15 protein-coding genes are annotated in these 23,954 nt (G+C 66.6%); 6 read left to right on the forward strand and 9 right to left on the reverse strand.

Annotation, left to right across the window (positions count from 1 at the left end; translation table 11 throughout):
* The first annotated feature begins 90 nt into the window (after nucleotides 1-90).
* Entirely contained in the window at nucleotides 91-2,427 is a 2,337-nt protein-coding gene (locus tag M529_RS26205) for a glycoside hydrolase family 95 protein (protein WP_021316246.1), read from the forward strand.
* Nucleotides 2,424-4,319 carry an NPCBM/NEW2 domain-containing protein gene (locus M529_RS26210; RefSeq protein WP_021316247.1) on the forward strand — a complete coding sequence of 632 codons (1,896 nt, stop codon included), beginning with the start codon at nucleotides 2,424-2,426 and terminating at the stop codon, nucleotides 4,317-4,319. Before M529_RS26205 ends, M529_RS26210 begins: the two co-directional genes overlap by 4 nt.
* A gap of 77 nt (nucleotides 4,320-4,396) precedes the next feature.
* Here M529_RS26210 and pip read toward each other — a convergent pair whose 3' ends face one another.
* A complete protein-coding gene (pip, locus tag M529_RS26215) occupies nucleotides 4,397-5,350 on the reverse strand; it encodes a prolyl aminopeptidase (protein ID WP_021316248.1) in 954 nt (317 codons plus the stop codon).
* Nucleotides 5,343-5,537, reverse strand: coding sequence for a hypothetical protein (locus M529_RS26220; RefSeq protein WP_021316249.1), 195 nt, complete (start codon nucleotides 5,535-5,537; stop codon nucleotides 5,343-5,345). The genes pip and M529_RS26220 overlap by 8 nt, the downstream gene beginning before the upstream one ends.
* 41 nt (nucleotides 5,538-5,578) lie before the next feature.
* On the opposite strand from M529_RS26220, the gene M529_RS26225 reads away from it, so the two are divergent.
* Complete coding sequence (locus M529_RS26225) at nucleotides 5,579-7,459, forward strand: patatin-like phospholipase family protein (protein WP_021316250.1); 1,881 nt, start codon at nucleotides 5,579-5,581, stop codon at nucleotides 7,457-7,459.
* Nucleotides 7,460-7,582: 123 nt separating this feature from the next.
* On the opposite strand, the gene M529_RS26230 is transcribed toward M529_RS26225, so the two are convergent.
* Entirely contained in the window at nucleotides 7,583-8,821 is a 1,239-nt protein-coding gene (locus tag M529_RS26230) for a mandelate racemase/muconate lactonizing enzyme family protein (protein ID WP_021316251.1), read from the reverse strand.
* A gap of 14 nt (nucleotides 8,822-8,835) precedes the next feature.
* The gene (locus tag M529_RS26235) at nucleotides 8,836-11,730 is read right to left on the reverse strand and encodes a TonB-dependent receptor (RefSeq protein WP_236617628.1); all 2,895 of its coding nucleotides are present in this window, start codon (nucleotides 11,728-11,730) and stop codon (nucleotides 8,836-8,838) included.
* Between the two features lie 437 nt (nucleotides 11,731-12,167).
* On the opposite strand from M529_RS26235, the gene M529_RS26240 reads away from it, so the two are divergent.
* A complete protein-coding gene (locus M529_RS26240) occupies nucleotides 12,168-13,481 on the forward strand; it encodes an MFS transporter (protein ID WP_021316253.1) in 1,314 nt (437 codons plus the stop codon).
* A gap of 33 nt (nucleotides 13,482-13,514) precedes the next feature.
* Nucleotides 13,515-15,206: a carboxylesterase/lipase family protein gene (locus tag M529_RS26245; protein WP_021316254.1), complete on the forward strand. Its 1,692-nt coding sequence runs from the start codon at nucleotides 13,515-13,517 to the stop codon at nucleotides 15,204-15,206.
* Between the two features lie 33 nt (nucleotides 15,207-15,239).
* On the opposite strand, the gene M529_RS26250 is transcribed toward M529_RS26245, so the two are convergent.
* The 5 genes from M529_RS26250 to M529_RS26270 all read right to left on the reverse strand — a co-directional run bounded on the left by M529_RS26250 (nucleotide 15,240) and on the right by M529_RS26270 (nucleotide 22,790).
* Nucleotides 15,240-18,431, reverse strand: a complete 3,192-nt coding sequence (locus tag M529_RS26250) for a TonB-dependent receptor (protein WP_084490747.1) — start codon at nucleotides 18,429-18,431, stop codon at nucleotides 15,240-15,242.
* 64 nt (nucleotides 18,432-18,495) lie between these two features.
* On the reverse strand, nucleotides 18,496-19,527 hold the full coding sequence (locus M529_RS26255; protein WP_021316256.1) for a FecR family protein: 1,032 nt from the start codon (nucleotides 19,525-19,527) through the stop codon (nucleotides 18,496-18,498).
* Entirely contained in the window at nucleotides 19,514-20,083 is a 570-nt protein-coding gene (locus M529_RS26260) for an RNA polymerase sigma factor (protein WP_236617629.1), read from the reverse strand. Before M529_RS26260 ends, M529_RS26255 begins: the two co-directional genes overlap by 14 nt.
* Before the next feature lie 188 nt (nucleotides 20,084-20,271).
* Nucleotides 20,272-22,002 (reverse strand): PQQ-dependent sugar dehydrogenase, encoded by a 1,731-nt coding sequence (locus M529_RS26265; RefSeq protein ID WP_021316258.1) that lies wholly within the window; start codon nucleotides 22,000-22,002, stop codon nucleotides 20,272-20,274.
* A gap of 71 nt (nucleotides 22,003-22,073) precedes the next feature.
* The gene (locus tag M529_RS26270; protein ID WP_021316259.1) at nucleotides 22,074-22,790 is read right to left on the reverse strand and encodes a FadR/GntR family transcriptional regulator; all 717 of its coding nucleotides are present in this window, start codon (nucleotides 22,788-22,790) and stop codon (nucleotides 22,074-22,076) included.
* Between the two features lie 152 nt (nucleotides 22,791-22,942).
* On the opposite strand from M529_RS26270, the gene M529_RS26275 reads away from it, so the two are divergent.
* The coding region (locus tag M529_RS26275; protein WP_021316260.1) for an MFS transporter at nucleotides 22,943-23,954 on the forward strand (1,012 nt) is incomplete at its 3' end.

Below are 23,954 nucleotides of genomic sequence, written 5' to 3' on the forward strand. Positions count from 1 at the left end.
CGGGCTGCGTCTGGCGACGGGAAGGTGATGAACGGCCAGCGCACCGCTTCACGCCCTGGATGCTGTTCATAGGCACGGGAGCCCTCATCTATGAAGTTCAGTCGTCGCGAAACCGTGGCTGCCATGGCGGCCGGCACGGCGGCCCTGTCGGTCGGGCGAAGCGGTGCCCTGACACCGCCGCCCCCCGCGCCGATCGCCCTCTGGTATCGCCAGCCGGCGACCGAATGGACGGAGGCGCTGCCCGTCGGCAACGGCCGGATCGGCGCCATGATCTTCGGCGGCATCGCGCAGGAACGGCTCCAGCTCAACGAAAGCACGCTCTGGGCGGGCAAGCCCTATGACCCCGTCAATCCGGCGGCGAAGAACGCGCTGCCCAAGGTTCGCGAGCTGATCTTCGCCGGCCGGATCGAGGAGGCCGAGGCGCTCGCCAATCGCGACCTGCTCGCCAAGCCTTCGGGGCAGATGCCCTATCAGACGCTGGGCGACCTGACGCTCGACTTCCCTGGCCTTGGAGACGCAAGCGAGTATCGCCGCGACCTCGATCTCGACAGCGCGATGGCGACCACCCGCTTCACCGCCGGCGGCGGGGAACACAGCCGCCGGGTGATCGCATCGCCCGGCGATCAGGTCATCGCCGTCCGCCTGACCGCGCCCAAGGGGCGGCTCGACGTCGATGTCGGCCTCGCCTCGCCGCAGCCGGGCGTGACGGTGGCGCCCGACGGATCGACGGGCCTGCTGATGACTGGCCGCAACAGCGCCTCGCAGGGGGTGGAGGGCGGTCTGAGCTTCGCTGCCCGCCTGACCGCGCAGGTCGAAGGCGGCCGGATCGCAGCAGGGGCAGACGGCAAGCTCAACATCCGCGGCGCGAACGCGGTGACCCTGCTCATCGCCATGGCGACCAGCTTCCGTCGCTTCGACGATGTCAGCGGCGATCCGGTCGCGCTGACCACCGCGACCATTGGAAAGGCACGCGCCCGGCCCTTCGCGCGCATCGCGGCGGACGCCAGCGCCGCCCACCAGCGGCTGTTCCGCCGCGTCGCCATCGACCTTGGCACTTCGGCGGCGGCCGCGCTGCCCACCGACGAGCGCATCGCCGCATCACAGACCAGCGATGACCCGGCGCTGGCCGCGCTCTATTTCCACTATGGCCGCTATCTGCTGATCTCCTCCTCGCGGCCCGACGGCCAGCCCGCGAACCTTCAGGGCCTGTGGAACGACAGCCTGAAGCCGCCATGGGGCTCCAAATACACGATCAACATCAATACCGAGATGAACTACTGGCCCGCCGAGCCCACCAACCTGCGCGAATGCGTCGCACCGCTGGTGGCGATGGTGCGCGACCTCTCCGTCACCGGGGCGCGCACCGCGCGGACGATGTACGGCGCGCGCGGCTGGGTCGCCCATCATAATACCGACCTGTGGCGCGCCACCGCGCCGATCGACGGCGCGCAATATGGGCTCTGGCCGACCGGCGGCGCGTGGCTCTGCACCCATCTGTGGGATCATTATGACTATCACCGGGACCGCGCCTATCTGGCCGATATCTACCCGCTGATGGCGGGCGCGGCGCGCTTCTTCCTCGACACGCTGCAGACCGACCCCGCGACCGGCTTCCTCGTCACCAACCCGTCGATGAGCCCCGAAAATCCGCACGGCCATGGCGGCACCATCTGCGCCGGGCCGACGATGGACATGGGGATCCTGCGCGACCTCTTCACCCAGACGATGGAGGCCGCGACCATCCTCGGCACCGATACCGCGTTGGTCGGAGAGATGCGCGCGGCGCGCGACAAACTCGCCCCCTACAAGATCGGCCGGCAGGGCCAGCTCCAGGAATGGCAGCAGGATTGGGACGCCGACGCGCCGGAGCAGAACCACCGGCACGTCTCGCACCTCTACGGGCTCTATCCCTCGCACCAGATCAGCGTCGACGGCACGCCCGATCTGGCCGCCGCGGCCCGGCGCACGCTCGAAATCCGCGGAGATCGCGCAACCGGCTGGGCGACCGCCTGGCGCATCAACCTGTGGGCGCGGCTGCGCGAGGGCGACCACGCCCACGCCATCCTGCGCTTCCTTCTGGGGCCGGAACGCACCTATCCCAACATGTTCGACGCCCATCCCCCGTTCCAGATCGACGGGAATTTCGGCGGTGCGGCCGGCATCGTCGAAATGCTGCTCTACAGCCATGGCGACGTGATCGACCTGCTTCCCGCCCTGCCCTCCGCCTGGCCGGACGGCAGCCTGACCGGCCTGCGGGCGCGCGGGCGCTGCGGGGTCGATCTCGTCTGGCGCGGCGGCCAGTTGGCCCGCGCCACACTACGGCCCGAACTGGACGGAACTCGCACCCTGCGTCTGGGCAAGGCCCAGCGCACCCTCACCCTCAAGGCCGGCACGCCGGTCGTTCTGACTCCCAAGGATTTCGCATGACCCTGCGCCGCTGCCTCCTGCCTCTCGTTGCCCTCTGCGCCAGCACCAGCCTGTCGGCGCAGACCGCCGACCCGCTCGCCCCGACCGGCCGCTGGAGCGCCTATCAGGGCGGCAGCGCGCAAACGCCGCCGATGGGCTGGAACAGCTGGAACGCCTTCTTCACCCATGTCGATGAGGAAAAGCTCATGGGCTCGGCCGAGCGCATCCGCAGCAGCGGGCTCGCGCAGAAGGGCTATCGCTACATCAACATCGACGACGGCTGGTGGATCAAGCGCCGCACGAGCGACAACAAGCTGATGATCCGCACTGATAAATTTCCCTCCGCCAAGGTGAAGGGCGACCCCAGCTTCCGTCCACTGACCGACAAGCTTCATGCCATGGGGTTCAAGGCGGGCATCTATTCGGACCTCGGCCGCAACATCTGTTCGCAGGCCTATGCCGACGGCAGCGAGCAGCTTCCCGAAGGCAGCGTGGCGGAGCGGGAAGTCGGCCTCTACGGCCACACCGACCAGGACATCCGCCTGTTCTTCGCCGACTGGGGCTTCGACGCGATCAAGGTCGATGGCTGCGGCATCCGCGCCTATGCCGCCGACGCTCCTCGCGTGACCAGCGGCCAGTATCGCGCGCTCGCCCCGTTGATCGACCAGCACAGCATCAGCCGGTCGAACATCCCGGCGGTCAAGGCGCTGTTCGCCGACATCAACCAGTCGCTCGCAAAATATAATCCCGACGGCGATTATATGCTCTCGCTCTGCATCTGGGGCAGCGCCAATGTCCGCAGCTGGGGCAAGGATGTCGGCAACATCTCGCGCACCAGCGACGACATCTCGCCCGACTGGGGGCGGATGCTGACCAATTACGACAGCGCCGCACGGCGCGCACTCTATGCGCATCCGGGCGGCTGGAACGACCCCGACATGCTGTTCATCGGCAAGGGCGATTTCGACGAGAATCATCTGACCGAGGCCCGCTCGCATTTCTCGCTCTGGGCGATGATGAACGCGCCGCTGCTGATCGGCGCGGACCTGCGCACCACGCCGCAGGCGCTGATCGATGTCTTCGGCAATGCCGACATCATCGCGCTCAACCAGGATCCGGCGGGCAATCAGGCGGTGATGGCCTTCGATGCCGACGGCTTCCAGATCCTCGTCAAGACGCTCGCCAATGGCGACAAGGCGGTGGCGCTGTTCAACCGCGGCCTCGCGCCGGTCAACGCGATCCTGACCGCCGATCACCTGAAGTTCCGGGATGATCGCCCCGTCGCGCTCGCCAATCTCTGGACCGGAGAGAAGAGCAGCTTCACCAAGGACATGAAACTGACGGTCGCGCCGCGAGAGACGGCGGTGTTCCGTGCCAAGGGCGACCGCACCCTCGCCGACGGCCTCTATCTTTCCGAACAGCCCGGCATGGTGAACCCGGCGGCGGACGGCGTCGTGCAGCCCGAACCCGATCCCACCATCTACCGCTCCATTCCCAACTGGCGCGGAACGCGGGGGATCGGCGAACGGCCCATGTACGCGGGATATGGCGGCGCGATGGCGGACTTCACCCCCTATAACCAGCCGCTCGTGATCGCGGGCAAGACCTTCACCTCGGGCATCGGCATCCTCGCCAACAGCCGGATGGAGGTCCGCAATAACGACTTTTCCCGCTTTGCGGCGCAGGTTGGCGTCGACGACAGCGCCCTTACCCCCGACCAGCCGGTGCGCTTCTTCCTCTATGGCGACGGCAAGCCGCTCGCCAGCACCCCGCCCATGCGCCGGGGCGACCCCGCCCGGCCGCTCGCCGCCGATGTGAAGGGGGTCAAGCTGATCGAGCTGGTGGCGCGGGCCGACGGCGTGAAGGCAAATGCCGTACCCGTCACCTGGGGGGATGCGGCGCTGCTGCGCTGAGCAGACACCGTCAGTTCAGCGACGCGGTGACGTCAGGCCGTCGGGCGCGGCGACCTTTGCCGCCGCGCTCACGGCGTTCAGAGGCCGGCATATTGGTCGGTCGCGCGGATCAGCCGATCGAGGATACCCGGCTCGGAAAAGGCATGTCCCGCCCCTTCGATCAGGTGGAACTCGGCTTCCGGCCAGGCCTGGTGCAATTCCCAGGCGGTGCGCGTCGGACAGGCCATGTCGTAGCGGCCTTGGACGATGGTGCCGGGGATGCCGCGCAGCCGGTGCGCATCGTCGATCAACTGGTTGTCGCGCAGCCAGCCCTTGTGGACGAAATAATGATTTTCGATCCGCGCGAAGGCGAGAGCGAAATGCGGGTCGCCAAAGCCCGCGGAGGTGTCCGGGTCCGGTAGAAGGGTCAGGGTGCGGCCCTCCCACAGCGACCAGGCCTGCGCCGCTTCCAGCCGCGCGGCCTCGTCGCTGCCGGTCAGCCGCTTGCGATAGGCGGCGCGCAGGTCGCCCCGCTCCTCGGGCGGGATCGGCGCGAGGAATGCAGCCCATTTCTCGGGATGCACCTCCGAAGCGCCGAACTGATAATACCAGTCGAGCTCCGACTCCCGCACGGTGAAGATGCCGCGCAGCACCAGTTCGCTGACATGCGCAGGATGGGTTTCGGCATAGGCGAGCGCCAAGGCGGAGCCCCAACTCCCGCCAAAGACGAGCCATTGCTCCACGCCCATCAGCGCGCGCAACTTCTCCATATCGGCGACCAGGTGCCAGGTGGTGTTGGCGTCCAGCCCCGCATGGGGAGTGGAACGCCCGCAGCCGCGCTGGTCGAACAGCATCACGTCGTAAAGCTCGGGGTGGAAGAGCTGGCGATGGCGCGGCGAGATGCCGCCACCCGGCCCGCCGTGCAGGAACACCGCGGGCTTGGCGCCCGGCGTGCCGCTGCGCTCATAATAGAGGCGATGGCCGTCCCCGACATCGATCATGCCGGTCTCATAGGGTTCGATGGGCGGATAGAAGGTGCGAAGCTCAGTCATAGGCGCCCTGATGCAGCCTGCGCGACGCCAGGTCCAGCCTCTCGTAACTGGCCGCCTCGCTCACCGCCTCCAGTCCCTCGACGACAATCTGCGCCATTATGCCGCCCGGATCGAGATGGATCTGAGCAAGGCAGCCGCCGGCGCGCCACCGGCGGAAGCCGTCCAGCGTTAACGCAAGCGCAGACACGAAAATCCTGTACCTTGCTTCCCGGCTGGAGGAGGATTCGCATGCGTCATCCCACCAAATATTGCGATCTCGTGATGAAGGGCGGGATCACCAGCGGCCTTGTCTATCCACAGGCGGTGCTGGAACTTGCGAAGGTCTATCGGTTCAAGAATATCGGCGGCACTTCGGCCGGCGCGATCGCCGCCGCCATGTCCGCCGCGGCCGCGCTGGGCGAGCGGAGGCTGAGCCAGCAGACCGAGTCACCCTGTCCGCCCGGAACCGGTATGGAGGGCCTCGACCAGGTGGCGGCCGCCCTTACGAGCAAGGGGTTCATCTACGCGCTTTTCCAGCCGACCGCTGCCGCCCGCCCGGCCTACCGCCTGCTGGTCCAGCTCGCCGCGAAACCGCCCCTGCTTTCCGTCCTGGGGGAAATAGCGCTGGCGCTGGTGCGCATGGCGGCCGTCAGCATGGCGCTGCTCCTGCTGGTCCTGCTTGGCATCGGCCACATCGCGGCAGGATGGAACGGCGTCCTCGCCGCGCTTCTGCCGGCACTCGCCTGCGCGGTCGCCTGGGGCATGGTTCGTTCGGTGCTGGCGACCGCGCGAGCCGCAGGCGACGGCTTCCTCGGCCTCTGCCCCGGCCTCACCCAGCCGGGCTATCGCGATCCAGCGCTCACCGACTGGATGCACCGGACAATCCGCACGCTCAGCGGCCAGACGGATGCCGAGGAGCGCCCCGTCACCTTCGGTGACCTCTGGAATGCGCCCGCCTATGCGGATGAACCGGCGGGCGCGAAGCGCCTGAACCTGGAGATCATCACGACCGACGTCTCCCATTCCGAACCGCGCACCCTGCCCTTTGCCGGCGGCGGCCTCTATTTTCGCGAGGATCAGTTCAGGCGCCTCTTCCCCAAGCCGGTTGTCGACTGGATGGTGACGCATAGTCCGGGGTTCCGCCAGGACCCGGACGGAACCTACCACCACCTTCCCGATGGCGAGCATCTGCCGATCGTCGTCGCAGCCCGGATGAGCCTCAGCTTCCCGCTGCTGATCAGCGCTGTTCCGCTCCACGAACTCGACTTCGGCAGGGCAGTTCCTCCCACCGGCGCGGAGGGTGCGGGCACGGCCCGCAAGGGAGAGCGGCCCCGCCTCGCCGAAAGCGCCGATGCCCTGGCCTCCGGAGCGACAACCGATGCGGCGGGCTCCGGAGTGCCCTTCCGCCCCTGCTGGTTCACCGACGGCGGCGTCAGCAGCAACTTCCCGATCCATCTGTTCGATGCGCCACTGCCGCGCTGGCCCACCTTCGCGATCGACCTCGTCTATGACGGCACCGGCGCGCTCGCCGAACCCATCTTCCTTCCGCCCCACAACAATGCGGCGGTCAGGCCGCGCTATCAGGCGATCACCGGCCAAGGGCCGCTGCGCGATCTCATGGCTTTCTTCTTCGGCATCATCGGCACGATGCAGAACTGGCGCGATCTGCTGCAAGGGCGCGCGCCTGGGCATCGCGACCGGATCGTCCGTATCGCGCTCGACGCCGACGAGGGCGGCATGAACCTCGACATGCCCGAAACCACGCTCAGGGCCGTCGCCGCGAAAGGCGCCGCCGCGGGCAGGAAGCTCGTCGACGACTTCAGCTTCGACAACCATTTCTGGGTCCGCTACCGCAACGCCGCGTCCGCGATCGAGCGCTTCACCATCAGCTTCGGCGACGGCCTCCAGCCGCCCCTGACCCCCGACAATGCGCAGGCCCATGACCGGATGTGGAGCAAGGAAAGGGGCACCGCTGGCTCCTACCGCTTCAGCAAGGCGCAGGCGGAAGAGGCGGTGGGCCGGCTGGAACGCATCCGCGCCGAGGCGAGCCTGTGGAAGGACGCGCCCGTCGATCTCACCGAAGGCGCCCCCCGCCCCCTGCCCCAACTGCGCGTGGTACCCATCTTCTGAAGGATCGGCACTGCCGTTCCTTCTCCCGCGCGCGGGAGAAGGATACGAAGCCTAGCCAGCTTGCTGGCTAGGCGCAGTTGGATGAGTGTCTTTGCTTCGGACCTGAAGGAAGAAACCCCTGGCTCACCACTGGGTATAGGAACCGTCCGGCCGCTTGTTGAGCGGCATCCCCATGCTGTACTTGTTATACTCGGCGATCTTGGTCAGCTTCGTGAAATCCACTTCGACGCCGAGGCCCGGCCTGTCGTTGGGCCAGAGCTTGCCGTTCCTGAAGTCGTAGCACTTGGGCAGATGCGCGTAGGTGCGGCTGCCATCGCCCAGCATCTCCATCAGAGCGGGGATCGAGGTGGCGGTGCACGCATGCACCAGCGCCGCCTCCGCGATCGGGCCGGTGAAATGGGGGATGAGGCCGATATAGTGGGTCTCGGCCATCGCCGCGATCTTCATATATTCGGTGAGGCCGCCGCAGTTGGGCAGCATCACGCGGATATAATTGATGAGACCTTCCTCCATCAGCATGTTCATGTCCCAGCGGTAACCGAACTGCTCGCCAACCGCGATCGGCACCTTGGTGAGCTGGCGAATGGTCCTGTAGGCGCCGGGATTTTCGCTGCGGATCAGATCCTCCACGAAATAGGGGTGGAGGTCCGCCTTGTCGATCATGGAGGCGAGGCGCACGGCGTCGGCCGGATCGAACTCCGTATGGAAATCGATGGACCAGTATCCGTCACCCACGGCCTCCTGCACCTGCAGGCAGCGTTCATAGGTGTCGCGCACCAGCTTGAAGCGATCGACCAGCCCTGTGCGATTGTCAGTGGAGAAGCGATAGACGCGGAAGCCTGCTTCCTTGCACGCCTTGGCCGCATCGACGATCGACCCGCCCTGCGGGCCGCGAAAGCCCGTGGAATAGAGTTCGACATGGTCGCGCGACTTGCCGCCCAGCAATTGCCAGACGGGCACGCCCAGCGCCTTCGCCTTCAAGTCCCACAGGGCCAGATCGAGGCCGCCCAGCGAGTGCAGTTTCTCGCGGCCCGCCACATAATGCATGCCCCGCACCATCCGCTGCCAGTGCGCATCGATGCGGAAGGGATCGAGTCCGATCAGCGAGTTGGCGCACTCCTCCATGGTGCGCGGCTCGCCACCTTCGCCTATGCCGCGCAGGCCGCTTTCCGTTTCGATCATGATGACGTTGGCGGACTGGTTGACCATCGGCTGGGCGCCGGGTCCGGCATAATAATGAATGGCCTTGATCTTGTCATTGGTCGGCAAGCCCAGCGCGTTCGCCCCGGTCGGCATCCAGAGCCCCGCCGCCGCCATGGCGCCCGCGCCCTTCAGGATCGTGCGTCTGTCCAGAGTGTTCATGCTGGCCCCTCTCATCAAAGCCGGAAATTGACGCCGAGCGTGATCGTGCGCCCGTTGCGCAGCGCGAACAGGGAATCGCGGCGCTCGCTATCGATATACTGGACGTTGGTCTCGTCGGTCAGGTTCTGCGCCTCGACCAGGAAACGCACCTGCGGCGTGATCTGGTAGGAGGCGGAGAAGTCCATGAAGAAGGTCGGTTCGTTGCCGATATAGTCGCTGTAGAGCGCGCCCGACGGGATCGTGCGGATGAAACTCGACCGGTAATTGCCCGTGACGCGCGCGCTGAACTTGCTGTCCTCATAATAGAGCGTGCCGCTGATCGACTTGCGCGACAGGCCGACCAGATCGTCGTTCGACGTCAGCGTGGGCACGCCGTTGGTGCTCTCCAGCACATAGTTGATCGACGACTTGACCAGGGTGACGCTGCCCAGCACGCCGAAATTGCTCAGGAACCCGGGCAGGAAGCGCAGCGGCGCCTGCGCGTTGACCTCGACGCCCTCCAGCGTGCCGCCCGGCGTGTTGGTCAGCCGGTTGATCGTGAACAGCTCCTCCGGCCGGGTGTTGGAATTGGCCAGCAGGCTGTCGGGCAGCCCCAGCTCGTTGAAGGGGATCAGCGAGCTGATCGACTGGATGTAGGTTTCGATATTCTTGCGGAAATAAGCGACCGACAACAGCGATCCGGACGCGAAATACCATTCCAGCGCCGCGTCATAGGTCGATGCCCGGATCGGATCGAGGAAGGGGTTGTTGATCGATCCGCGACGACCCACCGCATCCACGCCGCTGCTGGGGATCAGCGGGGCAAGCTGCGGGCGGGACATCACCCGCGCCGCCGACAGGCGCAACTGCAGGTCCGTGGTCAGTTCCGCGACGACGTTCACCGATGGCAGCCAGTCGTCATAGCTGCGGTCCGCCTCGGCCAGCTGGCCGATCGTGGGATATCGCGATCCCGGCGGCGCGTTCACCGGGATGCGGCCGAAGGAATATTGATCGGTATGCACATAGCGCACGCCCGCATCGCCCCGGATGGTGAAGGGCAGCACGTCCTGCGTGTTGAAGGTGACCATGCCATAGGCGCTCTTGATCGTCTCCTTGACGCCGGAGTCACCCGATCCGCATTCCGCGCCGCACCACCAGGCGACATCGTCATAGCCAACCGCCTTGCGCCATTTGTCGATGTCCGCCGCGGCCCAGCTGGCTGGCGCGCCATAGCCCAGCAGCTTGTCGAGGCCCTTGATCTGCATCGAGATGTCGGCGACCGAGGTGCCCGCGGGCAGCTGCTGCGTCCCACGGAGCGCCGGGTCGATCGCCAGCGCATCGGCATGATAGTCACTCACCCGCCACTGGCCGCCGACCGTGACCTTGAACCCGTCGGTCACGTCCCATTCGGCGTCCAGGCCGACGGTCTTGTTGGTCGTGGTGCGATCGAGCTTGCTGCCGCCCCAGGTGCCGAACACCGTGCCGTTGGCCAGCCCCGGCGCATAGGTGAAATTGTTGGGATTGGCGACGTCGATGCCGAAGCCGATCGTCGGGAATGTCCGGTTGTCGCGGAAGTCGACCGAGAAGCCGTCGGCGTCGTTGGAATCGAGGTTCACCCAGCCACGAAACCGCTGGTCGAGCTTCGACCGGGAGATGCCGGCCAGGCCGCTCAGCTTGAAGCTGTCGGAAAAGCGGTGCTCGAAGCTCAGGTTCGCCTGCTTGAAGGTGGTGGAGAAGTCGTCCATCCACCGCTCGGACCGGATATCGACGCCATCATAGAGGCCGTAGAGCACCGATCCCTTGTCGTTGATCTCCACATCGCGGATCGACACCATCGGCTGGCCGCTGTTGCTCGCCGATCGCGCGAAGGACAGGCCGGAAATATAGCTGTCGTACCGCAGCACGTCGAATTTCGAATAGAGGCCGTCCAGGATCACATTGGTGTTCTCGTCAGGCTGCCACTGGAAGCTCAGCGATCCGCCATAGCGCTTGGCATCCTGCTGGGAATCGAGGTAGCGCGGCAGGCGGGGGAAGAATGCACCCTCGCCCGGCAGGTTGTTGGGTCCGCCGCGGCGCGACATCACCTCGTTCCAGGCCTCGACCGATCCGGTGCGCGGGTTGTCCGTGCTGCACATGGTGGCTGTGGTGCCACGGCTGGCATTGGTTGCGGGATTGGGGTTGATCGGCGTGACGCCGATCGGCGAGCAGAACCCGCCATTGACCGACGGCGGCAGCACCAGCACGGCCGAATAGCCGACGTCGCGCGTATGCCGGCGGCCATAGGAGCCGGAAGCCAGAATGCCGAAGGTGCCGTCAGCGAAGGTCTTGGAAATCAGGCCGGAAATACGCGGATCGACTTCCTTCGCGACCGAATTGTAGATGCCGCGCGCAGTCGCGGTCACCACGAAATCCTTCTTGCTGTCGAGCGGATGCGGCGCCGCCAGGTCGACGGTCGCGCCCAGCGACCCTTCCTCGATGTTGGCCGACGGCGTCTTGCGCACGGTCAGCGAAGTGAAGATTTCCGACGGGAAGACGCTGAAGTCGAAGCTGCGGCCGTTATTGCTGCCGCCATAGGCATCGGACGCGCCGGTCTGCGACGATCCTTCCATGCCGTTGATGCGGACGCGGGTGAATTCCGCAGCCAGGCCGCGCACGGTGATGTTCTTGCCCTCGCCGCCATCGCCGCGGGTCAGCGACACGCCTGGCAGGCGCTGCATCGATTCGGCCAGGTTGGCGTCGGGGAACTTCCCGATATCCTCCGCCAGGATGGTGTCGACGGCCGCCGCCTCGACCCGCTTCTCCGCGAGCGCATTGGCCAGGCTGGTGCGGAATCCCGTGACGATGATGTCCGGCGAGGCTGGCTGCTCGCCGGCTTGCTGCTCCGCCTGTTGCGGTTCCTGCTGGGCAAATGCTGCCTGTGTCCAAGACAAGGCTATCCCCAAGGAAAATAATGATACAGCTCCGCCCGTCGTGATCTTTGCAAAGGCCACGTCATCCTCCCCGATTTTTCCAGACCTTGTTTTACTTCACCATGGACATGCCGCCCCGATTCCGAAAGGATACAGGGATCCTATTCGGGGCGTCATGCCCGATTACATCATTCCAAATTTTCGAATGCTCCTACCCCCATGATGGTCGGCGAAGCGGGTTCCGTAACCGGCATGACATTTTCCCTGTATCTTTCCGGGAAAGTGGCGTGCGCTGGAGCCCATTGGGGGGCGGATAATCGCGCGAAAGTTACGGATCGACGGCGCTCGGCCATCCTTGAAAGAGATGGGCAAATCCGTCCATAATGTCGGACAAGAAAGATCGCCGAGAACCGGCGTTCAACATGGGCCGCCAAAATGCGGCGCCGGGGAGGAAGAGAATGACGGAAGCCGCCGCAGGCCGGGGCCGTGTCAGATGGCTGATGATATGGCTGATATTCGTCGTGTCGGCGGTATCCTATCTCGATCGCACCAACATCTCCATCGCCGCGCAGCACATCCGCGAGGAATTCGCGATCACCCAGGTTCAGCTGGGCACCGTGCTGACCGCCTTCATCCTCGGCTATGCGCTGGCGCAGCCGATCGCCGGCCGCCTCGCCGACCGCTTCGGCGCTTTTCGCGTCATCGCATGGGGCATTGTGTGGTGGAGCGTGCTGACGGCGGTCACCGCCTCCGTCCCCTCGGCCTTCGGCGGGGCCTTCGCGCTGATGATCGTGGTTCGTGTGCTGCTGGGCATCGGCGAATCGGTTATCTACCCCGCCAGCAACCGCCTCGTCGCCAACTGGATTCCGCCGCATGAGCGTGGCCTCGCCAACGGCCTGATCTTCGCCGGCGTGGGCTTCGGCGCGGGCGTCGCGCCGCCGCTCATCACCTTCATCATGCTGGCAGACGGCTGGCGCGCGGCCTTCTGGATGAGCGCGCTGATCGGGCTCGTGGTGCTGGCGGTGTGGCTGTGGCTGGCGCGCGAGCGGCCGGGCATGCACCGCTTCATCCGCCAGCCCGAGCTTGAATATATTGAAACCTCGCTCGGCCAGGGGAAGGCGGCCGCTGGCGCGCCCGCCGCCCCCCCCCTGTCCTGGGGCGAGATTTTCGGGAACCGCCACGTTGCGCTGCTGACGCTCAGCTATTTCTGCTTCGGCTACACGGTCTTCATCTTCTTCACCTGGTTCTTCACCTATTTGTCGACCGTTCGCGACCTGGACCTCAAATCGAGCGGCCTCTACGGCATGCTGCCCTTCATCGCCATGTCGGTCGCCTGCGCGTTCGGCGGCTGGGCGTCGGACAAGCTCGCCGCACGCTATGGCAAGCGGATCGGCCGCTGCGGCCCCGCGGCGGTCGGCATGGCGCTCTCCGCACTCTGCGTGGCGCTGGCGACCCAGGTGGTGGACGCGCGCCTCGCCGCGGTCGTCCTCGCCCTCGGCTCGGGCTCGATCTACCTGTCGCAAAGTGCTTTTTGGACGCTCAGCGCGGACATGGGCAAATCCTCGGCCGGGACCCTCTCAGGCGTCATGAACATGGGATGCCAGCTGGGTGGCGCCGCGGTCGCGCAGATCACTCCGATCATCGCGGAATCCTATGGCTGGACGGCCTCGTTCCTCGTGGCTGCGGGCGCCGCTCTGGTTGGCGCGACCTGCTGGGTGCTGATCGATCCGCATGCCGAGCTGGTTCCCGGCGCCCCGGCGGAGGCCGTCTGACCCAAACAACGATATTCTAGCGGGAGAGGTATAATGGAAGAAGAAGGCAACAATATCCTGTTGAACCGGCGAGCGGCGCTATTCGCGTCCGCCACAGCGGGGTTCGGCCTTGCCATGGGGGGCACTTCGGCGGCGTCCGACAGCGTGAAGACCGCCGCGCATACCGGACCGGGAGGATGCTCCACGCCCAAATCGGCGGTGGCGAAGACCCAATATGGCAAGGTCCGCGGCTTCGTCGCCGGCGACGTCTTCCATTTCAAGGGCATTCCCTACGGGCAGGATACCGGCGGCGCCAACCGCTGGCTTCCGGCCAAGCCGCCCCAGCCCTGGGCCGACGAATATCTCGCCCTCGTCTATGGCGCGAACTGCCCCCAGACGCTGCACAATTTCCGCTCGATCGAGCATACCTTCCTGCAGGACTGGGATGACGGCTTCCTGGGCGAGGACATGCTGAAGCTGAACGTGTGGACGCCCTCGCTCAGCGGCAGCCGCCCGGTCATGGTCTATTTCCACGGCGGCGGCTTCAGCTTCGGCTCCTCCTACGAACTGCCATCGCATGAAGGCGCGCAGATGGCGCGCAACCACGACATCGTGCAGGTGTCGGTCAACCATCGCCTCAACGTGCTGGGCTTCTTCGACCTGGCCGAGGTCGGCGGCGCGGCTTACGAGGATTCGGTCAATGTCGGCATGACCGACCTGGTCGCCGCGCTGAAATGGGTTCGCGAGAATATCGCGAATTTCGGCGGCGATCCCAACAAGGTGCTGATCTACGGCCAGTCGGGCGGCGGGTCGAAGGTGACCACCCTGCTCGGCATGGAACGGGCGGCCGGTCTCTACCACCGCGCCATCGTCATGTCCGGCGGCGGCGGCAACATCCCCAGCGGCGACCAGACGCGCGAATTTTCGCGCCAGGTCGTGCGTCGCCTGGGCATCGGCACCGGCGCTGCGGCGCTCGATGCGCTGCAGAAGATGGAATGGGCCAAGCTGTTCGAGACCGGCAACGCGGTCGCGGCGGAGATCAACGGCCCGGCCACCGGCTTCCCCGGCCCCGGCGCCCCGCCGCCGCCCATGCCGCGCGTCGGCTGGGGTCCGACCCTGGACGGCCGGATCATCACGCTGCGCTCCTATTATGACGCGGTGTCCCCGGTGTCGAAGGACATTCCGGTGATGATCGGCGGCACCAGCGAGGAAGGCACGCGCTACAGCCAGAACCCGACCGAGGCGGAATGGCGCGAGCAGCTGGCCAAGACCATGGGCGCGCAGAAGGCCGGCATGCTGGTCGACGCGATGAAGAAGGCGCACCCGGAAAAGGCCATCCGCACCCTGTCCTACGGCGTGCAGGGCCTCACCATGCGCAACAATGTCCAGCGCATGGTGAAGCTCAAATATGAGCAGAAGGGCGCACCGGTCTATCAATATCACTTCCAGTGGCAGTCGCCCCAGCTCGACGGGGTTGCAGGCGCCTGGCACACGGCGGAGCTGGCCTTCTTCTTCGACAATACCAAGCGCTGCGAACAGGGGACCGGCGACACGCCGGAGGCGCGAGCGCTGGCGACGAAATGCGCGCGGGCCTTCGCCGCTTTCGCGCGGACGGGCGATCCCAGTCAGCCGGGCCTGGCCTGGACGCCCAGCGACCCGACCCGCTGCCAGACGATGGTCTTCGACAATCGCTGCCGGATGGAGGACGACCCCGAAGGCGCTGTGCGCCGCATCCTGCTGACCTGATGGAGCAAGGGGCGCGCGGTGCGCCGTGCGCCCCTACATCCGGAACGTCGCGCCCAGGGTGAAGGTGCGCCCGTTTTTCAGCGCGAACAGCGAATCCTGCCGGACGCTGTCGATATATTGGACATTCTTCTCGTTAGTGAGGTTCTGCGCCTCGAACAGGATGCGCACCCCTGGCCTCACTCCCACCGACGCCGAAAAATCCATGAAGAAGGTCGGCTTGTTGCCGATATAGTCGCTGTCGGCCGCGCCCGATGGGATGGTGCGGATGAAACCCGACCGGTAATTGCCGGTGATGCGCGCGCTGAAGCCCTTGTCCTCATAGTAGAAGGTGCCGCTGGCCGTCCGCCGCGACAGGCCGATCAGGTCAGCGGTGGACGACAGCGTCGGCATGCCGTCGACGCTCTGCAGGATATAATCGATCTTCGACCGGACGAAGGTCGCGCTCGCCAGGATGCCGAAATTGCCGAGCCAGCCGGGCAGGAAGCGCAGGGGCGCCTGCGCGTTGATTTCCAGGCCGGTCAGCCGTCCGCCCGGTGTGTTGGCCAGGCGGTTGATGATGAATAGCTCTTCCGGTTGTGTCTGCGAATTGATCAGCAGGCTTTCGGGCAGTCCCAGCTGGTTGAACGGGATCAGCGAATCGATGCTCTGGATGTAGGTGCTGATGTCCTTGCGGAAATAGGCCAGCGACAGCAGCGACCCCGGCGCGAAATACCATTCCAAGGCCGCGTCATAGGTCGCCGCGCGGATCGGGTCGAGGAAGGGATTGGTGATTGACCCCCGCCGTCCCACGGCATCGATGGTCGCCCCTGGGATCAACGGCGCCAGCTGGGGACGCGACATCACCCGCGCGGCGGAAAGGCGCAGGACCATGTCCGACGCCAGCTCGACCGCCAGGTTCATCGAGGGAAGCCAGTCCTCGTAGCTGCGCCGCGCCGTCAGCCTCTGGCCCACGACGGGAAAGGGGGCGCCTGCCGGCGCTGCGCTCGGGATATAGCCCATCGAATATTGCCCGCTATGGGCATAGCGCATCCCCACGTCGCCACGGATGGTGAAGGGCAGCACCTCGTCCGTCCGAAAGACGATCATGGCGTAACCGCTCTTGATCCTCTCCCGCACGCGCGCGTCGGGCGCGCCGCACTCGATGCCGCAGAACCAGCTGTCGTCATAGCCGACGGCTTCGCGGAACCTGTCATGATCGACCGCCACCCAGCTCGCCGGCGCGCCATGGCCCAGCAGCTTGTCGAGTCCCCGGATCTGCAGCCCGATATCAGCCAGCGTCGTGCCGGCCGGCAACTGCTGCGTCGCCTGCTTGGCCGGGTCGAGATTGTGGACCGTCGACCGATAGTCGCTCTCGCGATACTGGGTGCCGATGCGCAGGGTGAACAGCGGCGCGATCTCCCAGTCCAGGTCCAACGCAAAGGTCCGGTTCCGCGTGGTCCGGCGCAGCTGCCGCGCACTCCATGTGCCGCGTACCGTGCCGTCGGGCAGCCCCGGCGCATAGGCGAAATTGGCCGGATCCGCCACGTCGATCCCGAAGCCGATCGTCGGAAAGGTCGCATCGTCGCGGAAATCGAAGGAGAAGCCGTCCGTGTCGACGGCATCGATGTTCACCCAGCCGCGATAGGGGCTATTGAGGATGCTGGTCGAAAGGCCGGCCAGCCCATGTATCTTCACTGTGTCGCTCAACCGCCGGCTGCCCTCCAGCGTGGCCTGCTTCAGCGTGGTGCTGAACAGATCGATCCATCGTTCGGAGCGTATGTCGACCCCGTCGAACAGCCCATAGGTTACCGACCCTCCGTCGTTGATCGCGATATCGCGGATCGACGTCATCGGCTGGCCGTTGTTGCTGGCCGATCGGGCGAAGGACAGGCCGGAGATATAGCTGTCGGCGCGGCTGACGTCGAACCGGGAATAGACCCCGTCCAGGCTGACGGAGGTGTCGTCGTCCGGCTTCCACTGAAAGCCGAGCGAGCCGCCATAGCGCTCCGCATCCTGCTGGGAATCGAGATAGCGCGGCAGGCGGGGGAAGAAGGCGCCGCCCCCGGGCTGGCCCTGCGGCCCCAGCCTGCCCTGAACCTCGTTCCATGCCGCCACCGATCCCGTGCGCGGATTGCCGTTCGAGCAGTTCAGCGCGTCCGTGCCCTTGACGGGATTGGGGGCGGGGTTGAGCGGCTTGACGCCAAGTGGCGAGCAGAAATTACCATTCACCCAGGCCGGAAGGGCCAGCACCGCGGAATATCCCACATCCCGCGTATGCCGTCGGCCATAGCTTGCGGAGGCAAGGACCCCGAATGTGCCGTCCGCGAATTTCCTGGAAATCAGCGCCGACAGGCGCGGGTCGACTCGCTCCGCAACGGAATTGCGCAGCCCGCGCGCGGTGCCGCTCAGGACGAAGTCCGACCGATAGTCCAGCGGATGCGGCGTGTTGAGATCGATGGTCGCGCCCAGCGATCCCTCCTCCACATCGGCCGTGGCGGTCTTGCGTACCGCTAGGGACGAGAAGATCTCCGATGGAAAGACGTTGAAGTCGAAGCTGCGGCTGTCATTGCTGCCACCATAGGCGTCGGACGCGCCGGTCTGGGACGTGCTTTCCATGCCGTTGATGCGCACGCGGGTGAACTCGGCGGCCAGCCCCCGGACGGTGATATTGCGGCCCTCCCCGCCATCTCCTCGCGTCAGGGAAATGCCGGGCAGGCGCTGCATGGATTCGGCCAGATTGGCGTCCGGGAATTTGCCGATATCTTCTGCCAGGATCATGTCGACGGCTGCGGAGTGGCGCTTCTTCTCCATCAGCGCAGTGGCGAGGCTCCAGCGGAAGCCGGTGACGACGATCTCTTCGTCCCTCGCTGCCGGCAGCGGCGGGAGCGCGTTGCCGTCGGGCTGGGGCGCCATGGCGGCCGCGCGCGCCAGCGGCACTTCCGGCTGCGGTGCAAGCAGATAGGTGCGTCCGTCGCTCGACTTGATCCGCAGGTCGGTGTCGCGCAGCAGCCGGCGGATCGCTTCCTCGACCGACATCCTGCCTCTGACCGCGGCAGTGCGCTGCCCCCTCGCCGCGCGTTCGCTCACCAGTATCTGGACGTCCGCCTGCCGAGCGAGTTCGGGGATGCCCCGCGGGGCCGGCTGGGACGGAATGTTGAAGTCCCGTACCTGCGCCCATGCAGGCGTCCCGGCGACCGCGGCAGCAATCGCCAACGCCCTCAGCGCTGTAGGGACCGCAGCCCGCATCTCTCCTCCCCATCGGACTTATCTTGTCGGGGCGACCCCCGCCTGTCCATGGGAGCAGTATAGGCTAATTTTTCGCGATGAGAATTCTCTTGTCCGACATTTCGAAGCGAGCATCAAGCATGGCCGATGCAGATCGGGCGAAGGCGTCGGGCTCATCGGTACGGAACCGGCCGACGATCCTTTCCTGGGCCAGGGCTGGGTCGACCTCGATCTTCATGCCGTTGTAGCGGTTGAACTCCGCCGCTGCCTCCTGCAGCGTCGTGCCCTCGAACTTCAGCGCGCCGTCGCGCCAGGCCAGTTTGCGGGCGATCCCGGCGGCGTCGCGCACCGGCGCCTGCGGGCCGGCATCATAGCGGATGAACGCCCGCTCTCCCGCTTTCACCAGGATGCGGTCGGCCGTGCGCGGCGTGGCCCAGATCTCGACCACTCCCTCGGTCACCTGCACATCGGCCCCGCTATCCAGCCGCTGCACGGAAAAGGCGGTGCCCACGGCCCGCACCCGTGCTTCGCCCGCGGCGACGATGAAGGGCCGATTCTTGTTCTTCGCGACCTTGAACCAAGCTTCACCCCTGTCCAGCTCGACCATCCGCACGTCCGCGGCGAAGTCGATCTTCAGCCGGGTCGCGGTGTTGATGGACGCCATAGATCCGTCGGGAAACGGCACCCGGCGGATCTCGCCCAGCGCCGTCTCGACCTGCTCGCCCCCGCCCTTCCAGAAGCCCAGCCCGGCCGCCGCCAGCAGCGAAGCCGCCAGCGCGCCGCCGCCCCACAGCATGCCGCGCCGCGACAGGGCGTGCGGCCGCCCCGCTTCCGGCACATCGCCGGGCGCGTCCTGCGCCTCAACCACGGACCGCGTCACGAAGGCGGGAGAACCGGCATGGGCCGCATCCCGCAAATGACCCCCCAAGGCCGTCGCCTGATCGCACAAATGCCAGGCGGCGGAAGCGCGCAGGAACGCACCGCGATGCCGGTCGTCGCTGGCCAGCCATTGGTCCAGCTCGGCCTGGGCGGCGGCGTCCAGCGGAGCGGCGTCGATCCGCGCGACCCATTCGGCCGCCCGGTCGTTCACCATCCCAGATTCGTCACGCCGATCCATGCTTTCCCATACCGATAAAGGCGGCTTCCGCCTGCTGATCCCCATCAGCGATGGCCTTCAGTATCAACTTCAGGCCCTTCGCCACGTCATTTTCCACCGTATGCTCAGACAGCCCGAGCGTCGCGGCGACTTCCCGCTGCGACAGGCCCTCGACCTTGCGCATGCTGAAGACCTTGCGGCAGCGCTCGGGCAATCCGTCCACCAGCCGCCTGATCCTCTGCAACTCCAGCCGCCCCGCCGCAACCTGCTCAGGCGACGGCACCTCTGCGGCCACGTCCATCTTCTCCAGCTCCAGCGCCGTGTCGATATTCACGATGCGCGCCCGCCTGATCCGTTCCAGCACCAGCATCCTGGCGGTGGTGAACAGATAGGCACGCCCACTGCGAATATGCGACACATCCGTCAGGCCCGCGATGCGGCAATAGCTTTCCTGGACGATGTCTTCGACTTCGCTGCCGTCGACGATCCGCTTCAGCCACGACCTGAGAGGCGCTTCGTGCACGAGCACCTCCTTGGCCACCCACTCCATGACCTTCAGGCGGTTGTCCTCGTCCACCGGCCCTCCCATGTCATTTATCTTTTGTAGGATGAGATGCGTAACGCGAGCCGATCCGTAGGGACCGCGATAAAAAATCGACGGCGCGCAACCCGCCTGGCCGATTGCCTCGAAAAAGCACGTCAAAGGGCGGCCAGCCCTCCCCGCTCGCAGCGGCAGTGTTTACTCCGACATTAAGCGCCAACGCCCTAGCGTCGGTGCGACAGCGACCAGACATAGGCAGCCACCGCATCGACCTCCTCGGGCGTCATCTCCGCACCGCCATAGGGCGGCATGGGCGCCGCGTGGCGCTTGGGCTGGGGCACGCCCTTGACGATGATGTTGCGGATGTCCGCCAGCTCGCCCTTGCCCCACAGCCATTGCTGGTCGGCGAGCTTCGGTGCGATCTCCGATCCCTCGCCATTGGGGCCGTGGCAGCCTGAGCAGGTCGCGCTGCCCTGCGCGCCCGAATAGATCAGGCGGCCCCGCTCCACCATCGCTGCGGTGACACCAGGCGGCAGAGCGCTGGGCGTGTCGCCGGGCGTCTCGCTCGGTTTGGCGGGCACGTCCTTCGGCTTGGCGACGACCACTTCCTCCGCCCCGGTGACGGCGGCCGCCGGGTCGCCCGAATAGGTGACCTTCCAGATGCGTCCCGCCTTGTCGTCGCTGATGTAGAGCGCGCCGTCCGGCCCGACCGCCAAGCCTGCCGGACGATGCTCCGCATCGCCCGATTCCTTGCCCGGTCCGGCAAAGCCGTCGGCGAAGATCACATAGGAGCCCGACGCCTGCCCCTCCTTCATCGGCTGGAAGACGATGTTGAAGCCGCCCTGCGGCCCCGGCGCGCGATTCCACGAACCGTGGAAGGCGATGAAGGCGCCGCCGCGATAGGCTGGGGGGAACTGGCTGCCCTCATAGATCGCCAGCGCATTGGGCGCCCAGTGCGCCGGGAAGGCCGCGACCGGCGCCTTGCGCTGAGCGCACTGCTCGACCTTCCGGCCGCCATCGCCGCCATATTCGGGGGCCAGCACCAGCTTCTTCTGGTTCGAATCATAATAGCATTCGGGCCAGCCATAATCGCTGCCCTTGGTCACCTCCACCAGCTCCTCGGCCGGCAGGTTCTGCCCCTGATCGGCGTCATAGAGCGCGCCCCAGTTCTCATGCAGCTGGTCGCGCCCATGCTGCGTGGCGAAGAGGCGCCCGCTGCCGTCAAGCGCCAGCCCCACCGCGTTGCGGATGCCGCTGGCGTAGCGCCCGGCGGGCGAGAAGGCCTGGCCCAGCTTCCCCGCCTCATAGCGCCAGATGCCCGCCCGCAGGGCCTTTTCCTCGCAGGGCGTTTCGCCCGGCGACCCGGCCTGGCGGTTTTCCTTCTGGCAGGCATTGGTCGCGCTGCCCGAATTGACGTAGAGCGCACCATCCTGCGCGATGACGATCGAATGGGACCGGTGGTCGCCCTCGGTCGCAAGGCCGGTCAGGACCACCTCGCCCTTGCCCGTGGGCAGGTGGGAAGCCGGATCGAGCGGGTAGCGCATGATCCGGTCGCCATCCTCCAGATAGACTTGACCGTCGCGCAGCGCCACGCCCGTGCCGCCCTTCTCCCCCGCATGGGGCCGCTTCACTTCGTCCGCCTTGCCGTCGCCATCGGTGTCGCGCAGCACGATCAGGCCGGACGCGGCCGCGTCCCCCTCCTCATTGCCGGGCTGGCTGTTGGCATAGACCACCCCGTCCGGGGCGACCACCAGGTGGCGGACATGCCCCAATCCGTCGGCGAACACCGACGAACAGAAGCCGGGCGGCAGCGACAGGCCTCCATTGTCGCCGGCGCAGGCCTGGGCCTCCTGCTGCTGGCCCTCGCCTTGCTTGGTGCCGCACCCTGCCAGCGCGAGCGTGGCGACACCGAATGCGAGCGCGACGGGAAGCCTTGGGGAGAGCGGAAAAACCATGGGCGTGGACTCCGGGTACCAGGACGATCGACGCTTTCTAATCTGGTATGAGAAATGATACAATGCGGCCGCTACAACATTCCCGCGTCCCGGGATGCGTTGCGGACCAGCGCCAGCATGGCGGTATGCGCCTTGGCCCCGTCCCCGGCCACGATGGCGTCGAACACCGCGTCATGATCGGGCATCGGATTGCGGGATTCGCCGCGCTCCTCGCGCGCGAAGCGCGTGGTCCACGCGACGACCGCGGCGATCGAGGAGGACAGCGACATCAGCGGCTCGTTGCGTGTCGCCTCCAGGATCATGTGGTGAAAGGACCGGTCTGCCGCCCGCCCCTCCGGCGTCATCAATCCGTGCCGCCGCATCTCCTCCAGCGCATGGCCCATGGCCGCGATGTCCTGCGACGTCCGCCGTGCGGCCGCCAGCGCCGCCGCGGAAGGCTCCACCGCCATGCGCAACTCGAAGATCCCTCTCAGGAATTCCGGCGACGGCCCGGTCTCGAACATCCAGGCGATGATGTCCAGGTCCAGCATGCTCCACTGCCGGCGCTCGCTGACCCGCGTGCCGCTCTTGGTCCGGCTGAACACCAGCCCCTTGGCGGCCAGCATGCGGATCGCCTCGCGATAGGCGGTGCGCGACACGCCCTGCTCCGCGCTGTATCGCTCCTCTCCGGGGAGCGCCTCTCCCGGCTGCAACTCCCCCGACACGATCGCCTTGCCCAGCTTGTGCGCGATCCGGTCGTGCACGCTGCGCGGAACGCGCGCGAGGGGGAAGGTTTCGGAATGGCTCACCCGGTCAGGTGGGGCCAGAGCCTTCCGCGCGTCAAGCGACAACCGCCCCGCCCGGCGCTTGGCCCAGGACGGAACGGGTGGCGAAGGCGGGTTTACTTCATCGCCCGACGCGCTAATCTAGTACGAGAAATTAATCTACAGCGTTGTGTCGGATGGGATTCGCCGGGGAAGCAGGGAAAGGGCCGCAGGGCCGGTGGCTGATCGCCGCGATGATCGCGGCGGCGATCGCGATCAGCTATCTCGACCGCCAGACGCTCCCCTGGGCGATCAAGTTCATCGAAGCCGACATCCCGATCGGCAACCAGACCAAGGCGTTCCTCGATTCCGCCTTCCTCGCGACATATGGCCTCATGTATCTGGGCGGCGGCTGGCTGCTCGATCGCATCGGGACGCGGCGCGGCTTCCTCGTCATCATGACCTTCTGGTCGCTCGCCTGCGCCAGCCATGGCCTCGCCGGCGGCGTGCTCGCGCTGGCGCTCAGCCGGCTGCTGTTGGGCGTGGGCGAAGGGGGCGGTTTTCCGGCTGCCACCCGCGCCATCGCCGAATGGTTCCGGCCGCAGGACCGCGCCGCCGCCATGGGGCTGGTCAATGCCGGGACGGCGGTCGGCGCCGTCGTCGCCCCGCCGCTCATCGCGCTGATCCTCGCGCAGGGCGGCTGGCTGGGGCTGGCGAGCTGGCGCTGGGTCTTCTTCGTGACCGGCGGGCTCGGCCTGCTCTGGGCGCTCTGGTGGTTCGCGACCTATCATGTCCCGGCCGACGGCGCGGCCGAACCGACGGCGGGACAGGCCAACCCGAAGATCGCGATCGGCACCCTGCTCGCCCGGCGCGAGGTCCGCGCCACCGTCGGCGCCAAGTTCCTGAGCGACGGCGCCTGGTATTTCTACCTCTTCTGGCTGCCCAAATATCTGTTCGAGGCGCATGGCTTCGACCTGAAGCTGGCCGCGACCATCGGCTGGATACCCTATGCGGCGTCCGGCGTCGGCAGCCTGTGCGGCGGCTGGCTGTCCAGCGCGCTGCTGCGCGGCGGGCGCAGCGTCAACGCCGCGCGCAAGATCGCGCTCGGCCTCAGCGCCGCCTGCATGCCCTGGGTGATGCTGGCCCCCGCGACCGGATCGGTCGCCGCGGTCATCGCCATCTTCAGCCTCGCCTTCTTCGGCCAGCAGA

Source organism: Sphingobium ummariense RL-3 (assembly GCF_000447205.1).
Classification (GTDB): Bacteria; Pseudomonadota; Alphaproteobacteria; order Sphingomonadales; family Sphingomonadaceae; genus Sphingobium; species Sphingobium ummariense.

What these genes read in the sequence shown, in the direction of transcription:
- M529_RS26255 (WP_021316256.1), bottom strand. Translation starts at nt 19,527, where the DNA reads ATGGATCGGCGTGACGAATCTGGGATGGTGAACGACCGGGCGGCCGAA.
- M529_RS26250 (WP_084490747.1), bottom strand. Translation starts at nt 18,431, where the DNA reads ATGCGGGCTGCGGTCCCTACAGCGCTGAGGGCGTTGGCGATTGCTGCC.
- M529_RS26245 (WP_021316254.1), top strand. Translation starts at nt 13,515, where the DNA reads ATGGAAGAAGAAGGCAACAATATCCTGTTGAACCGGCGAGCGGCGCTA.
- M529_RS26265 (WP_021316258.1), bottom strand. Translation starts at nt 22,002, where the DNA reads ATGGTTTTTCCGCTCTCCCCAAGGCTTCCCGTCGCGCTCGCATTCGGT.
- M529_RS26205 (WP_021316246.1), top strand. Translation starts at nt 91, where the DNA reads ATGAAGTTCAGTCGTCGCGAAACCGTGGCTGCCATGGCGGCCGGCACG.
- M529_RS26210 (WP_021316247.1), top strand. Translation starts at nt 2,424, where the DNA reads ATGACCCTGCGCCGCTGCCTCCTGCCTCTCGTTGCCCTCTGCGCCAGC.
- M529_RS26230 (WP_021316251.1), bottom strand. Translation starts at nt 8,821, where the DNA reads ATGAACACTCTGGACAGACGCACGATCCTGAAGGGCGCGGGCGCCATG.
- M529_RS26240 (WP_021316253.1), top strand. Translation starts at nt 12,168, where the DNA reads ATGACGGAAGCCGCCGCAGGCCGGGGCCGTGTCAGATGGCTGATGATA.
- M529_RS26225 (WP_021316250.1), top strand. Translation starts at nt 5,579, where the DNA reads ATGCGTCATCCCACCAAATATTGCGATCTCGTGATGAAGGGCGGGATC.
- pip (WP_021316248.1), bottom strand. Translation starts at nt 5,350, where the DNA reads ATGACTGAGCTTCGCACCTTCTATCCGCCCATCGAACCCTATGAGACC.